The sequence below is a fragment of the Novilysobacter longmucuonensis genome (genome assembly GCF_046600735.1).
Lineage (GTDB): Bacteria > Pseudomonadota > Gammaproteobacteria > Xanthomonadales > Xanthomonadaceae > Novilysobacter_A > Novilysobacter_A longmucuonensis.
On record NZ_JBJMAW010000001.1, the window covers coordinates 1 to 13,866 of the forward strand.

The 13,866-nt window shown below is 69.9% G+C and carries 10 protein-coding genes and 1 pseudogene; 1 reads left to right on the forward strand and 10 read right to left on the reverse strand.

Annotated elements, in window-relative coordinates:
* Positions 1-200: 200 nt before the first annotated feature.
* Positions 201-425, reverse strand: a pseudogene (locus ACJQWM_RS00005) (hypothetical protein); the annotation flags it as partial.
* Between the two features lie 524 nt (positions 426-949).
* On the opposite strand from ACJQWM_RS00005, the gene ACJQWM_RS00010 reads away from it, so the two are divergent.
* Positions 950-3,283: a primosomal protein N' gene (locus ACJQWM_RS00010; RefSeq protein WP_502361719.1), complete on the forward strand. Its 2,334-nt coding sequence runs from the start codon at positions 950-952 to the stop codon at positions 3,281-3,283.
* 81 nt (positions 3,284-3,364) lie between these two features.
* Here the strand turns inward: ACJQWM_RS00010 and ACJQWM_RS00020 are convergent, their stop codons facing one another.
* From ACJQWM_RS00020 to ACJQWM_RS00060, 9 genes are all read right to left on the reverse strand, one after another.
* Entirely contained in the window at positions 3,365-4,144 is a 780-nt protein-coding gene (locus tag ACJQWM_RS00020) for an NYN domain-containing protein (protein WP_332707753.1), read from the reverse strand.
* 247 nt (positions 4,145-4,391) lie between these two features.
* The gene (gene rpoH / locus ACJQWM_RS00025) at positions 4,392-5,279 is read right to left on the reverse strand and encodes an RNA polymerase sigma factor RpoH (protein WP_411306586.1); all 888 of its coding nucleotides are present in this window, start codon (positions 5,277-5,279) and stop codon (positions 4,392-4,394) included.
* Between the two features lie 165 nt (positions 5,280-5,444).
* Positions 5,445-6,008 carry an L-threonylcarbamoyladenylate synthase type 1 TsaC gene (tsaC, locus tag ACJQWM_RS00030; protein ID WP_332707770.1) on the reverse strand — a complete coding sequence of 188 codons (564 nt, stop codon included), beginning with the start codon at positions 6,006-6,008 and terminating at the stop codon, positions 5,445-5,447.
* Positions 6,009-6,244: 236 nt separating this feature from the next.
* Positions 6,245-8,713, reverse strand: a complete 2,469-nt coding sequence (locus tag ACJQWM_RS00035; protein ID WP_332707758.1) for a DNA topoisomerase I — start codon at positions 8,711-8,713, stop codon at positions 6,245-6,247.
* Positions 8,714-8,888: 175 nt separating this feature from the next.
* Complete coding sequence (locus ACJQWM_RS00040) at positions 8,889-9,809, reverse strand: RDD family protein (protein WP_332707761.1); 921 nt, start codon at positions 9,807-9,809, stop codon at positions 8,889-8,891.
* 26 nt (positions 9,810-9,835) lie between these two features.
* Complete coding sequence (locus ACJQWM_RS00045) at positions 9,836-10,582, reverse strand: GYF domain-containing protein (RefSeq protein WP_411306588.1); 747 nt, start codon at positions 10,580-10,582, stop codon at positions 9,836-9,838.
* A gap of 159 nt (positions 10,583-10,741) precedes the next feature.
* Positions 10,742-11,230 carry a DUF494 family protein gene (locus tag ACJQWM_RS00050; RefSeq protein ID WP_332708054.1) on the reverse strand — a complete coding sequence of 163 codons (489 nt, stop codon included), beginning with the start codon at positions 11,228-11,230 and terminating at the stop codon, positions 10,742-10,744.
* 74 nt (positions 11,231-11,304) lie between these two features.
* Positions 11,305-12,495, reverse strand: coding sequence for a DNA-processing protein DprA (gene dprA / locus ACJQWM_RS00055; RefSeq protein WP_411306589.1), 1,191 nt, complete (start codon positions 12,493-12,495; stop codon positions 11,305-11,307).
* A 124-nt stretch (positions 12,496-12,619) separates the two neighbouring features.
* Positions 12,620-13,765, reverse strand: coding sequence for a LysM peptidoglycan-binding domain-containing protein (locus ACJQWM_RS00060; RefSeq protein ID WP_332705359.1), 1,146 nt, complete (start codon positions 13,763-13,765; stop codon positions 12,620-12,622).
* Positions 13,766-13,866: the final 101 nt, after the last annotated feature.

Below are 13,866 nucleotides of genomic sequence, written 5' to 3' on the forward strand. Positions count from 1 at the left end.
GCGGACGATTCCGCACCCGAACCCGACTCCGAGCGCGACCCGACGGTCGCGCCGGAACCGCAAACCCAGGATGACGACGCCGTATCGGCCTCGTCGGAGCAAGAGAAATGAGTGAAGAAACCCGCAACAAGCTGTCCCTGAAGCGCAGCGGAGACGCCAGCGCCGCCCCCCGACTCGAAGAGCGGCTGCACAAGGTGCTCGCGCAGGCCGGGCTCGGCGAGCAGCAGCGTCCAGAAGCGCCGCGGCCACTCGGCCATCGGCTGGCCGGCCGCCGCCGCGCGGAAATCGCGCATGGCCGCGGCCAGTGCGGCATCGCCGGTCTCGGCGTCACCGCACTGCAACTGGGCGAGCACCGCGCCGCGGCGCTCGACGCCGCGCAGGAAGGCCGCGAGCGCGGCCGGAGAAGCCAGGGGCGGCGGGCTCATCGCATGGGCATCGGCATGGCGCCCAATCATAGTCGGGCCGGCGCTAACTCCGCCGCCGTGGGCCACGCCGCACCTGCCGACGAACGGCGCGAATTTTGACTTGACATCTTCTTGACATGGGCCATCACAAAGCGTGACGCGGGTTTCGCCATGCATCGGTTGTGCACAGCAGTAAAGAAACCGTCGTATACGCGGCCTTCACTGCGCCGAGGCGCTGCGTTGCCGCAATGTTTCACGGCCAAGCCATTGAATTTACAAGATATAAGTGCCTTGGCGCTTTTTTCACCAACCTGGCTGAAGGGCCGACCGCAGCAGGATTGCGCTCTTTTGCCGCGGTCGCGTCCACAGAGATATCCACAGACGGTGTGGATAAGGAAGAATCTTCTTTGCAGCCGGTGACTTGCGCCGCATTCGTCAGAGCAGCGGCAGCAATGCGGCGCAACTGGCCACCGCGCCCGGTGCCCGGCCCCGACATCCTGCGCCGGTAGGCCGTGACCGGCGCGCCATCGCCTAGACTTGCACCGATGCATGCTGCTTTCGACGCCCCCGACCCCGTCCGGCCGATCTGGCGCGTCGCCCTGCCGCTGCCGCTGCCGCGGCTGTTCGACTACCACCCGCCGCACGACGACCCGGCGCCCGCCACGGCGGTCGGCTGCCGGGTGCGGGTGCCGCTGGGCGCCTCGCGCGAGCTGGTCGGAGTGGTGGTCGCGGTCGGCCCGGCCACCGGCGCGGCCGTCACGCTGAAGACCGCGCGGGCCCGGCTCGATCCGGCGCCGCTGCTGTGCGGCGAGCTGCTCGAGTCGCTGCACTGGCTGGCGCGCTACACCCACGCCCCGCTCGGCGAGGTGCTGGCGACCGCCTTGCCCGGGCCGCTGCGCCACGGTGAGCCGCTCCCGGAGACCCACGCCTGGGCCTGGCGCCTGACCGAGGCCGGCCAGACCGCACGCGAGCGCCTGCGCGCCGGCAAGCCGCGCCGGCTGGCCGAACTGCTGCTGGCCGGCGCGCGCGACGAGGACGCGCTCGACGACGCGCTGGAGGGGTGGCGGAGCGCCGCCCGGGCATTGGCCAAGCGCGAGCTGGCGATGCGCATCGCGGTGCCGGCCTCGCAACTGGCGCCGGCGCCGCAGCCCGGACCCCCGCTCAATCCCGAGCAGCACGCGGCGGTCGAGGCCACGCTCGGCGCCCGCGACGGGTTCAAAGCGCTGCTGCTCGATGGCGTCACCGGCAGCGGCAAGACCGAGGTCTACCTGGGCGCGATCGCCGACTGCCTCGCCCGCGGCCGGCAGGCGCTGGTGCTGGTGCCCGAGATCGGGCTGACCCCGCAGACCCTGGCGCGGTTCCGCGCGCGGCTGGGGGTGCCGGTGCACGCGCTGCATTCGGGGCTGGCCGACGGCGAGCGCGCCCGCACCTGGGCGGCCTGCCTGCGCGGCGAGGCGCGGGTGGTGGTCGGCACGCGTTCGGCGGTGTTCCTGCCGCTGCCGGAGGCCGGACTGATCGTCATCGACGAGGAGCACGACGGCAGCTTCAAGCAGCTCGACGGCATCCGTTACCACGCCCGTGATTTTGCGCTGGTGCGGGGCAGGGCGCTCGGCGTGCCGGTGCTGCTGGGCAGCGCGACCCCGTCGCTGGAGTCGCTGCGCAACGCCGCGGCCGGCCGCTACTTCCACTTGCGCCTGCGGGCCCGCGCCGGCATGGCGCTGCCGCCGCGGGTGCGCGTGAGCGATGTGCGCAAGCGCCCGCTGGAGGCGGGCTTGTCGCGGGAGCTGTTGGATGTGATCGGCCGCGCGCTCGACGCCGGTGGCCAGGTGCTGGTGTTCAAGAACCGCCGCGGCTACGCGCCGGTGCTGCTGTGCCACGACTGCGGCTGGAGCGCGCAGTGCCAACGCTGCGGCACATCAAGCCATGGCAGCGCGATGACCGTGCACGGCGGCGGGCGGCGCCTGCAGTGCCACCACTGTGGTGCGCGCCGGCCGGTGCCCAACGCCTGCCCCGACTGCGGCGGGCTGGCGTTGCAGTCCCAAGGCGCCGGCACCGAACGCATCGAGGAAGCACTGCGCGCGCGGTTTCCCGAGGTGCCGGTGCTGCGCATCGACCGCGGCACCACGCAGCGCCGCGGCGCGCTCGAACAGCACCTGGCGCAGTTCGGCACCCAGCGCGGCATCCTGGTCGGCACCCAGATGCTGGCCAAGGGCCACGACCTGCCGAACCTGACCCTGGTCGCGGTGGTCGGCATCGACGAGGGGCTGTTCAGCGCCGACTTCCGCGCCCCGGAGAAACTCGCCCAGCTGCTGATCCAGGTCGCCGGCCGCGCCGGCCGCGCCGACAAGCCCGGCGAGGTGCTGCTGCAGACCCACCACCCCGACCACCCGCTGCTGGCGACCCTGCTGTCGGGCGGTTATGGCGCGTTCGCCGAGGCCGAACTGGAGCAGCGCGAGGCCGCCGGCTTCCCGCCGTTTGCACACATGGCGATGCTGCGCGCGGAGGCGAAACAGGTGGAGGCCGCCAACGCGTTCCTGCAGGCCGCCAAGCAAGCCCTCGCGCCCTTCGCCGTAGCTGTTCCCCCCTTTGAAAAAGAGGGGCGAGGGGGATTTGCTGCTGCTCCTGCCACAGCAAAAGTGCAAATCCCTCGTGATTCCCCTTGTTCAAAGGGGGAAGCCAACACCCTGGACCTCAGCGGCCCGCTCCCCGCCCCGATGCCGCGCCGCGCCGGCTACCAGCGCGCGCAGCTGTTGCTGTCATCGCCGGAGCGCCGCCACCTGCACGCAGCGCTCGACGCCGCCCTGCCGGCGATCCACGCCCTGCCCGAAGCCCGCAAGGTGCGCTGGTCGCTGGATGTCGACCCGATCGACCTCTATTGACCGCGCTTTTGTAGGAGCGGCTTCAGCCGCGAACTGAAGCCGTCTGCCCGCGCCCATTTCCGATCGCGGCTGAAGCCGCTCCTACGAGGTCTGGATGGCGGGGCGCTTGCGCGGCGTGCGCTTGGCCTTCGCCGTGGCATGCGCCTTCGGCTTCTCGCGCACCCAGATGATCTGCTCGTCGCGGCGCACGTCGAACAGGGAGGTCGCCTCGATCAGGTCGCTGAGCTTGCGATAGCCGTGGTTGCGCGGATCGAACGAGGCCTGGTTGCTGATCTGCTGGCCGACTGCGCCCAGCGGCGACCAACCCTCCTCGTTGCTGGTCGAGTCGACCGCGCCACGCAGCATCTGCAACAGCCGTGCGTCGCTGCGCAGTTCGGAGGCGCTGCGTGGATGTGTGGCGGTGGTCGCGCCGGCATTCTCCGGCTGGCCGAGCGCCTCGACATAGGTGAACTTCGAGCACGCGTTGACGAACGGCTCCGGCGTCTTGTTCTCGCCGAAGCCGTACACCTTGACCCCGTCGGTCAGCAGTCGCATCACCAGCGGGGTGAAGTCGGCGTCGCTCGACACGATCGCGAAGCCGTCCAGGTTGCGTGCGTACAGCAGGTCCATCGCGTCGATCACCATCGCCATGTCGGACGCGTTCTTGCCGCGGCTGTAGGCGAACTGCTGCACCGGCCGGATCGCGTACGCGTGCAGCGTCGCCTCCCAGCCCTTGATGTGCGGGTTCTTCCAGTCGCCGTAGGCGCGGCGCACGTTGGCCACGCCGTAGCGCGCGACCTCGGTCAGGATCGCGTCGATCTTGCCGGCCGGCGCGTTGTCGGCATCGATCAGCAGGGCGATGCGTTTCTCGTCTTGGGCCATGGCGGGTCGCTCGCGGGGAGATCGGGCGAGCGTAACCGATGGAAAACCGGCACGCGTGCACACACGCACCCGTACCCGTAGGAGCGGCTTCAGCCGCGATGCTTTTGTAGGAGCGACGTAAGTCGCGACCGTGACTTCCCACCGGTTTTCGCGGTCGCGACTCACGTCGCTCCTACAGGGGAGGACGGCGTGGCGGAACCGGTTGTGGTTCGCGGCTGAAGCCGCTCCTACAACGCGATGGGGTTCGCTACGCCGCGAACAGCGCGCGCATCTTCTTGAGCGCGTTGGCCTCGACCTGGCGGATGCGCTCGGCGCTGACGCCGTATTCGTCGGCCAGTTCCTGCAACGTCACCTTGCTGTCGTCGTCGAGCCAGCGGCGCGAGACGATGTCGCGCGAGCGGTCGTCGAGTTCGGACATGCCCTCGCGCAGCAGCGCCAGCTTGCTGTCCTCCTCGTCCTCACGCTCGTACATCTGCGAGGGATCCTCGTCGTGCGTGCGCAGGTAGGCCGCCGGCGAGGGCGGCGCGTGGTCGTCGTCCTCGTCGGACGGCGCATCGAAGCCGACATCGCGACCGGACAGGCGCGACTCCATCTCCAGCACTTCGCGCTCGGAGACCTTGAGGTCGCGCGCGACGGTGCGCACTTCCTCGGCGTTCATCCAGCCCAGGCGCTTCTTGCTCTTGCGCAGGTTGAAGAACAGCTTGCGCTGCGCCTTGGTCGTGGCGACCTTGACGATGCGCCAGTTCTTGAGGATGAACTCGTGCATCTCGGCACGGATCCAGTGCACCGCGAAGCTCACCAAGCGCACGCCCTGGTCGGGGTCAAAGCGCTTGACCGCCTTCATCAGGCCGATGTTGCCTTCCTGGATCAAGTCGCCGAGCGGCAGGCCGTAACCGTTGTAGCCGCGCGCGACGTGGACCACGAAGCGCAGGTGCGAATGCACCAACTCGCGGGCGGCGTCAAGATCTTCGGCCTCGTGGAAGCGGCGCGCCAGCGCCTGCTCGTCCTCGACCGTCAGCACCGGAATGCGGTGCACCGCGCCGATGTAGGCGTCCAGCGACCCCAGCGGGCTGGGCACCGGCAGGTTGTTGGTGATCAGGGCGTTGGACGCGGCGATTTGGGCAATCTGGGTCATGGCGGGCATCTTAGCAGTCGCCACCTGTGACTGCTAAAGGAACAGGAAGTTCGCAGCGTTCCGTTAATGGAACGGCCAGGCAGGTCGCGGGTGGCTTTTATCGGAGGTTGTCAGCAATACCAGAAACGGCGTTGGCGCGCGGTCACGGCCGCGATGCGAAGCCGATCAGCCCCGCAGTACCCCGCCGCTGTGCGCATCGCGAATCGCGGTGGGGGCCGACAGGCCGCCGGTTTCACCAAAGCTGACCGCGTCCAGCAGCGGCAGCAGCGCCGGGTCGAGCGCCTCGCGCCGGAATGCCGGTGGGGCGCCGGCGAGGTTGGCGCTGGTGGAGACCAGCGGCCCGCCGAAGGCGTCGCACAACTGCGCCACCAGCGGATGGGCGCTGACCCGGACCGCGACGCCGGAGTGGGTGCCGGTGATCCAGTCCGGCACTCGCGCGGTGGCCGGCACCACCCAGGTATGCGGCCCCGGCCAGCTGTCCCACACCGCCTCGCGTCGCTGCGTGGGCAGCGCCTCCCAGTCCAACAGCTCGTCGAACTGCGCGCGCCGGGCTGCGATCAGGATCAGGCCCTTGTCGACCGGGCGTTGCTTGATCGCCAGCAGCCGCATGACCGCGTCCCGGCTGAACGGATCGCAGCCCAGCCCCCAGACCGCTTCGGTGGGGTAGGCGATGACACCGCCGCGCTCGAGTGCGGCGAGGGTGGCGGTCATGTCGGGATGCGAATGCATGCGGTGCGAAACGATCTGCTTCTGTAGGAGCGGCTTCAGCCGCGAGCTCTTGATGTTGTCGTTGTAGGAGCGAGCGACGTAAGTCGCGACTGCCATGTGTCACCGGGCTTCGCGGTCGCCACCACTCACGCCGCTCCTACGGCGGAGGTGCGGCGCGATTGCGGCGGCGGGCGGCGCCGGTTGTTGATCGCGGCTGAAGCCGCTCCTACAGGCGCCGCACCGCTTGGCCTCAGGCCTCAGGCCTCAGGCTGCTTGACGACCTTCTTCGTGGTTTTCTTGGCGGTCTTCTTGGCCGCCTTTTTCGCGGTTTTCTTCGAAGTCTTCTTGGCGGCTTTTTTGGCCGGCGCCTTCTTGGCGACGGTTTTCTTGGCCGCGACCTTTTTAGCCGCCTTCTTGCCGAAGCCCTTGCGCATCGGCTTGCCGGTCTCTTCCATGAAGCGGGTGACTTCCTCCAGCGTCAGCGACGCCGGCTCGCGGTCCTTCGGGATACGACCGTTGAGCTTGCCGTCGCTGATGTAGGGGCCGTAGCGGCCGTTGAGCACCTGGATGTCGCTGCCGTCGTATTCCTTGATGATCCGGTTGCGCGCGATCTCCTCCTTCTCCTCGATCAGCTCCACCGCGCGCGCCAGTTCGACCGTGTAGGGGTCGTCTTCCTTCTTCAGCGAGGCGTACACGCTGCCGCGCTTGGCAAAGGGGCCGAAGCGGCCGATGCCGACGCTGACTTCCTCGTCCTTGTCGATGCCGAGCTTGCGCGGCAGCTTGAACAGCTCCAGCGCGTCCTCCAGCGAGATCGTGTGCATGCTCTGGCCGGGCCGCAAGGATGCGAAGGTCGGCTTGTCCTCGGCGTCCTCGGCGGTGCTGCCGATCGCGGCGTACGGCCCGTAGCGGCCCAGCCGCACGCTGACCGGCTTGCCGCTCTTGGGGTCGGTGCCGAGCTCGCGCGCGCCGGTGGCCTGGCTGCGGTCGACCGACTCCATCTTGTCGTCGACCATTTCCTTGAACGGCCCCCAGAAGCGCTCCATCAGCGGCTTCCAGTCCTCCTCGCCGCGCGAGACCGCATCGAGCTCGTCCTCGAGCTTTGCGGTGAAGTCATAGTCGACGTACCGGGTGAAATGGCCGGACAGGAACTTGCTGACCGCGCGGCCGACGTCGCTCGGGCGGAAACGACGGCTGTCCAGCTCGACGTACTTGCGGAACAGCAGGGTCGCGATGATCGAGGCGTAGGTCGAGGGCCGGCCGATGCCGTACTCCTCCAGGGTCTTGACCAGGCTGGCCTCGGAAAAGCGCGGTGGCGGCTCGGTGAAGTGCTGGTCGGTGTGGATGCGCTCGATCGGAATGCGGTCGCCGGTCTTCATCGCCGGCAGCTTGCGGCCCTCGTCGTCCTCGTCGTCCTTCTTGGTGTCCTTGCCTTCCTCGTAGACCGCCAGGAAGCCCGGGTCGATCACGGTGGTGCCGGAGACGCGGAAGCTGTGCTCGCTGCCGGCGGCGAGGTCGACGCTGACGGTGTTGAGCGTGGCCGGGACCATCTGGCTGGCGACCGCGCGTTTCCAGATCAGCTCGTACAGCCGGCGCGCGTCGTCCTCCAGGAAGCGCGAGACCTGCGCGGGGGTGCGCAGCGCGGAGGTCGGGCGGACCGCCTCGTGGGCTTCCTGCGCGTTCTTGGACTTGGTCTTGTAGACGTTGGGTTGGTCGGGCACCGCGCGGGTGCCGTAGTCGCGCGCGATCACGTCGCGGATCTCGGCCAGGGCATCGGCCGACAGGCTGACCGAGTCGGTACGCATGTAGCTGATCAGGCCCACGGTGCCTTCATCGCCGATCGCCACGCCCTCGTAGAGCTTCTGCGCGACCTGCATGGTGCGCTTGGTGGTGAAGCCGAGCTTGCGCGAGGCCTCCTGCTGCAGGGTGGAGGTGGTGAAGGGCGCCGCCGGACGGCGCCTGCGCTCCTTGCTGGTGACGTCGGTGACGCGCAGCGCGCCTTGCGCGGCGTTGACGATGCGCTGGCGCGCGGCCTCGGCGGTGTCGCCGTCGGTGATGGTGAACTGCTCGAACTTGGCGCCGTCGAGCTTGGTTAGGCGCGCAGTGAAGGCCTGGCTGGGGTGCAGGCACTCGGCCTGGATCGACCAGTACTCGCGCGCAATGAAGGCCTCGATCTCCTCCTCGCGCTCGACGATCATGCGCAGCGCCGGCGACTGCACGCGGCCGGCGGAGAGTCCGCGCTGGACCTTGCGCCACAGCACCGGCGAGAGGTTGAAGCCGACCAGGTAGTCGAGCGCGCGCCGTGCCTGCTGCGCATCGACCAGGTCGCTGGCGATGTCGCGCGGGTGGGTCATCGCCTCGCGGATCGCGCGCGGGGTGATCTCGGTGAACACCACCCGCTGCAGCGTGCGGTCCTTCAGCAGGCCGCGCTCGCGCAGGATCTCGGCGATATGCCAGCTGATCGCCTCGCCCTCCCGGTCCGGATCGGTCGCCAGAAACAGGTGGTCGGCGGCCTTGGCCGCCTTGGCGATCGCGTCGACGTGCTTCTGGTTCTTCTCGATCAGGTCGTAGCGCATCGCGAAGCCCTGGTCGGGGTCGACCGCGCCCTCCTTCGGCACCAGGTCGCGGACGTGGCCGTAGGAGGCCAGGACGGTGAAGTCCTTGCCGAGGTATTTATTGATCGTCTTGGCCTTGGCGGGCGATTCGACGATCAGGAGGTTCTTGGCCATGGTGGGGGATGTGCTCCACAGCGCCGTGGGCGCTGCTGTAATAGCGTAAGAAGGCGACTTCCGCGGCAAGACCGCCGCGGACGTGGGGGGGATTTCCTTATTTAGTGGAATCACGCCGCGACCGTGGCTGTCAAGCACCGGGCGCGGCAGCGGTCGATTGCGGGCCGGCGCTGGCTCAGGCGGCGGCCGCCACCGAGATGGCCAGCACCATGATCGCCAGGTAGCCCAGCACCGCCAGCGCGCCGAGCGCCAGGATCACCTTGGTCGCGGTCCCGAGTTCGTGGCGCTGGCGCTCGGGATGGCCGGTGTAGGCCCACTGGTCGACCACCAGCGTGCTCGCGAGCAGGTCGTGCAGCGCGCGCTTGCGGTCGGTGAACGCGGCCATCAGGTAGCCGATACCCAGGATCATCGCGCTGAGGAAGGCCGCAAAGAACCGGCCGATCCCGCGCAGGAACGAAATCCGGCCGCCGGACTCGTCCACCACTTTGATCCCGATGGCCATCTTGCCCAGGGTGGCCTGTCGGGCCGAGGAGTGCAGCGCGGCGTAGTACACCGCCTGCAGCGCGACCGGCACCACGAACATGCCGACCAGCAGCCCGGCGACGCCGGCGCCGGCCAGCAGCGCCTGCGGGTCGCCGACCTCGGCCGCGCTGATGCCGAAGAACAGGCCCAGCACCACGATCTGCGCGACCCAGGCGACCAGGGACATCACCAGCGCATCGAGCAGGTAGGCCGCCACCCGCTTCCAGAAGCCGGCGTAGACCACCTCATGCTCGTCCTGGGCGCGCCAGCCGGTGTCCAGCGCCGCGCCCGGCGGGGCGTAGGGCGAGCGTTCGGCCGGTGCGTACGGGTTGGCGGATGCATCGGCGGGCGCGCCGGCAGTGGCGGTCGCGAAGCTGGCGCTGGCCATGGGCGGGTGGGCGGCGCCGAGGATTTCGCCGATCACCTCGCGCCACGGCCGCCAGTCCGCCAGGCCCTCGCGCCACACCAGCGTGCCGGGCTGCAACTGGCCGCCGGCGTGCAGCTCGGCGAGATCGTCGGCGCGCACCGGGCCGAGGCGGTTGCGTTGCTCATCGCTGTAGTACCAGGCGGTCATGTGCGGCAGTCCATTGAAGTAAAGGCTCAGCGGCAGGCGGGGGGCAGGAAGCGGCTGGCCAGGGTGCCGCCGTGGCAGGCCCAGGTCAGCGGCGAGTGGCGCGGGTCGGCCTGGAACACCAGCGTGCGGCCGTCGGCGGCGCTGTCGAGGTCGCGGAACCGCACCTCGATCGCGCAGGCGCCGCCGGGATATTCGCCGAACCGCACCGCCGCGACCAGCGCGGTGGCGTAGTCGTTGGCCGGGCCGAACCCGGCGGTGGCGTTGCCGGGGCAGCGGCGGTGCCGGGTGATGTACTCGCCGGCGTGCTGGGTCAGCGCCTCGGCGTCGGCGGCGACCTGCGCGGCGCGGGCGCGGACGGCATAGTCCTGATAGGCCGGCAGCGCGATTGCGGCGAGCAGCGCCACGCCCAGCACCGCCAGCACGACCGCGATGATCAGCGCGATCACGCAGCCCGACGGGCCGCGGCGCTGCTGGCGGGCTGCCGGCCGCGTGCGCGCCGAGGCTGCCGGGCGAGGCCGCACGGTCGCGGCGGCCATGTCCGCGGCGGGGCGTGCAGCCGGCGGCAGGGGCGGCGGCCGCGAGTGGTCGGGCCGGACCTCGTCCAGGCCGAGTGCCTCGCTCAGCTGCTCCAGCGATTGCCAGTCGCGCAGGTCCTGGTGCCACGCCAGGGTGTCGCGCTGGATCCGGCGCTCGCGGTAGCGCGTGCGCATCTGTTCGGCCGTCAGCGGCCCGACGCGGCCCTCGGCCGGATCGTGGTAGTACCAGTCGGTCATCGTGTCCCCCGGGTACAGCCAGTCGCTCGCTGCACGAGCTGCAAGTCGGCGGCTTAGCCGCCTGCACACAATGAGCAGAACCGGCCCCGCGTCTGTCTTCCTTGCGTGTCGCGTAGCGGCCGCCCATCCCCTTGCAGCGGCAGCCGCGACTCGCCGCTGCTAGTGGACCAGCTCGGGCTCGTCCTCGAACATCTGGGTTTCCATCCACGCGTAGGCCGCTTCCGAGCCGGGCTGGTTGAACAGCACCATCAGCACGACCCACTTGAGATCGTCCAGGTCGAGGTCGTCCTGGTCCAGCGCCATCGCGCGGTCGAGTACTAGCTCGCGCTGGCCCGAATCGAGCACGCCGTGCTGCTCCAGGAACAGCAGAAAACCGCGGCAGTCGACGTCGAGTTTTTCCAGCTCGGGGCCGGCGTAGACCCGGACCGGGCCGTCGGCGCGGCGCGGGGTCGCGCTGGGCCGCTGCTGGGCCAGCGCATCGAGCCACTCGAACGCCTTGTTGATCTCCGCCGGGCTGAAGCCGGCCTGGCCGAGTTCCTCGAACAGCGGACCGCTCTGCAGCGAGTCGCGATCGCGGACCAGGTCCGCATCGTCGGTGAAATAGTGCTCGAACAAGTACAACAGGACGTCCAGGATGTTCTCTTTCATTTCCCTCGGCCTGCGCCGTCGCGGCGCGGTGAGTTCAGGAGTGGCTACGGGCCGCCGGGTGCGTATCGGTCACCTCAGCGGCTGCGGGTGTAGCGGCCGTGGTGCGCCGCTACGCGACCTTCGAGCTCCATGAGAAGCAGCATGGAGGACACCTGCGCGGTCGTCAATCGGCTGCGCTGGACCAGTTCATCCATACCGGTGGGGTCGAAACCCAGCGCGTTCCACAAGCGCTGGTAGTCGGCGTCGTCTCGTGTTGCTCCGAGACGCTGCGCTTGCGCGGCCCGCTCCGGGGCTACGCGGGCGGGCGCGCCATGCTCGCCGTCCCCAGCAATGGGGGCGGCCAGGCGGCGACGCAAGGCGCCGGCCAGCGCCTCGGCGACCGGCGCCAGGGCCTCGGTCACCTGCTGCGCGTTCTCGACCAGCGCGGCGCCGTCGCGGATCAGCCGATGGCAGCCGCGCGCGAGTGGGTTGTGGATCGAACCGGGCAGCGCGAAGACTTCGCGTCCGGACTCGGCCGCCAGCCGCGCGGTGATCAGCGCGCCGGAACGCTCGGCCGCCTCGATCACCAGCGTGCCCAGCGCAATCCCGGCGAGGATGCGGTTGCGGCTGGGGAAGTGCTCCTTGCGCGGGCCGGTGCCGGGCAGGTGCTCGCTGACCAGCGCACCGGCGGTGGCGATGCGCGCGTGCAGTTCGCGGTTGCCGCGCGGATAGGCGATGTCGGGGCCGGTGCCGAGCACCGCCACGGTATGCCCGCCGGCCGCTAGCGTCGCTGCGTGGGCGGCGGTGTCGATCCCGGCGGCCAGCCCGCTGGCCACCGCCAGCCCCGAGCCCACCAGTGCCCGGGCGAAAGCGGCGGCGTTGTCGCGCCCGCCCGGGGTCGGCGCACGGCTGCCGACCACCGCGACCGCCGGATGCCACAACAGCGCCGGATCGCCGGCGACGAACAGCGCCAGCGGCGGGGCCGGGCTGCGCCGCAGCAGCGGCGGATAATCCGGGTCGTGCCAGCCGATCAGGTGGTGGCGCGGTGCCTGCAACCAGTCACGCGCGTGCCGCAGCGTATCGGGCGCGGGGCCGCGCAGAGCGCCGAGCTGCGCGCTGCTCAGGCCGCAGTCGCGGCAAGCGGCGGCATCGGCGATGGCCGCCCGTGGGTCCGGGATGTGTTCGAGCAGGCGTCGGCGCGGCGCGGCCGGTCCGCCGCAGGCCACCAGCCGCAGCAGTGCGAGCCGGGCCTCGGCCGGGTCGGCGTCGGGAGTGTGATCGGGCATCGCTGCAGCGTGCCGCGCAAACGACAACGGCGCCCTCGGGCGCCGTTGTGTGCAGGGGTAGGAGAAATCCGGTTTCGGGGTAGCCCGTTTCCGATTCCCTATTTTCCATTCCCCATTCGTCGATTCAGTACGGCGCGTCCGGATGCTTGAGCTCGTGGCCGACCCTGACCGGACGGATGCCTTCCATGACCAGCGCGTAGCTGACCTTGTCGAAGGTGCGGAACACCATCAGGTGGCCAGCGAACTCGTCGGGCAGGCGCACGCGCGATGCGTCACTGACGGTGTATCCGCTGCGCTCGGTGCCGACCTCGACCCGGTCGACCACGTTGCTGCCCACGCGCCAGCTGGAAAACACCGTGCCGTTGTCGACACCATCGCGCGCGCCGACCGACAGCGCGACCACATCGCGCGGGCCGCCGTAGCTCATGCCATCGGTCACCGCCAGCACCTGGGCGCGGCCGTATTCGAAGGTCTGCTTCGGCGGATGCGGGAAGAACCGCAGGTCGTAGGGCTGCGCCTCCACCGGCACCAGCCGGTCGCCGACCCGGACCTCGCGGCCGGCATCGTCGATCACCAGCGTGCTGGCCTCGACCCCGCCGACTTCGCCGCGGCTGATGGTGCCGGTGGTCAGCTGGTGCAGCTCGTAGCCGAGCAGTTCGCGGCCGTTGTCGGGCACCGCCACATCGCTCCACATGGAGTCGAAGTCGAGCGAGCGGCGACCACGGAAGTCCAGGTCGCTGGCGCGCATGACATCGCAGCACTCGGTGACGTCCAGCCGGGTATAGCGCTGGGTCGGACGCACCACGGCATAGCGTTGGCCGGGCTGGGCGTCGGCCAGGCCCTCGATGTAGGCGACCTGGCCACTGGAGCCGCGCAGGCGGTTCTCTTCCAGGGCGACCACATAGGGCAGGTGTTCGAACCCGTCGACCACGCGCAGGTGCTTCAGGAAGCCTTCGATCTCCGACAGCGGCACGCCGGTGACCGGCGCTTCCTCGCGCGGGCCCGGTTCCACCGCCACGCGGTTGAGGTAGGCCAGCGAGATCACGTCGCCCGGGTAGATCAGGTGCGGGTTGGCGATCTGCGGGTTGGCCTGCCAGACCTCCGGCCACAGCCACGGCCGCTCCAGGAAGCGTGCGGCGATATCCCACAGGGTGTCGCCGCGCTGGACCACGTAGGTGTCGGGATGATCACCGCGCATCTGTGCGGCAACGGCGAAGGTCGCGATGGTCAGCAACGCGGCGGTCAAAACCGCACGGACCGGTTTAAACATGGCAGCCATCTGATTGATTCCCCTTGCAGCGCCCCGGCGAAATGCGCCCCGGCGACGGTCACAGCGGGGGCATCGGCACTATAGCCCAGAAGAAGCACGCG

Coding starts and splice junctions, on each gene's coding strand:
- ACJQWM_RS00060 (WP_332705359.1), bottom strand. CDS start 13,765: ATGTTTAAACCGGTCCGTGCGGTTTTGACCGCCGCGTTGCTGACCATC.
- ACJQWM_RS00050 (WP_332708054.1), bottom strand. CDS start 11,230: ATGAAAGAGAACATCCTGGACGTCCTGTTGTACTTGTTCGAGCACTAT.
- dprA (WP_411306589.1), bottom strand. CDS start 12,495: ATGCCCGATCACACTCCCGACGCCGACCCGGCCGAGGCCCGGCTCGCA.
- rpoH (WP_411306586.1), bottom strand. CDS start 5,279: ATGACCCAGATTGCCCAAATCGCCGCGTCCAACGCCCTGATCACCAAC.
- ACJQWM_RS00045 (WP_411306588.1), bottom strand. CDS start 10,582: ATGACCGACTGGTACTACCACGATCCGGCCGAGGGCCGCGTCGGGCCG.
- ACJQWM_RS00035 (WP_332707758.1), bottom strand. CDS start 8,713: ATGGCCAAGAACCTCCTGATCGTCGAATCGCCCGCCAAGGCCAAGACG.
- ACJQWM_RS00020 (WP_332707753.1), bottom strand. CDS start 4,144: ATGGCCCAAGACGAGAAACGCATCGCCCTGCTGATCGATGCCGACAAC.
- ACJQWM_RS00040 (WP_332707761.1), bottom strand. CDS start 9,809: ATGACCGCCTGGTACTACAGCGATGAGCAACGCAACCGCCTCGGCCCG.
- tsaC (WP_332707770.1), bottom strand. CDS start 6,008: ATGCATTCGCATCCCGACATGACCGCCACCCTCGCCGCACTCGAGCGC.
- ACJQWM_RS00010 (WP_502361719.1), top strand. CDS start 950: ATGCATGCTGCTTTCGACGCCCCCGACCCCGTCCGGCCGATCTGGCGC.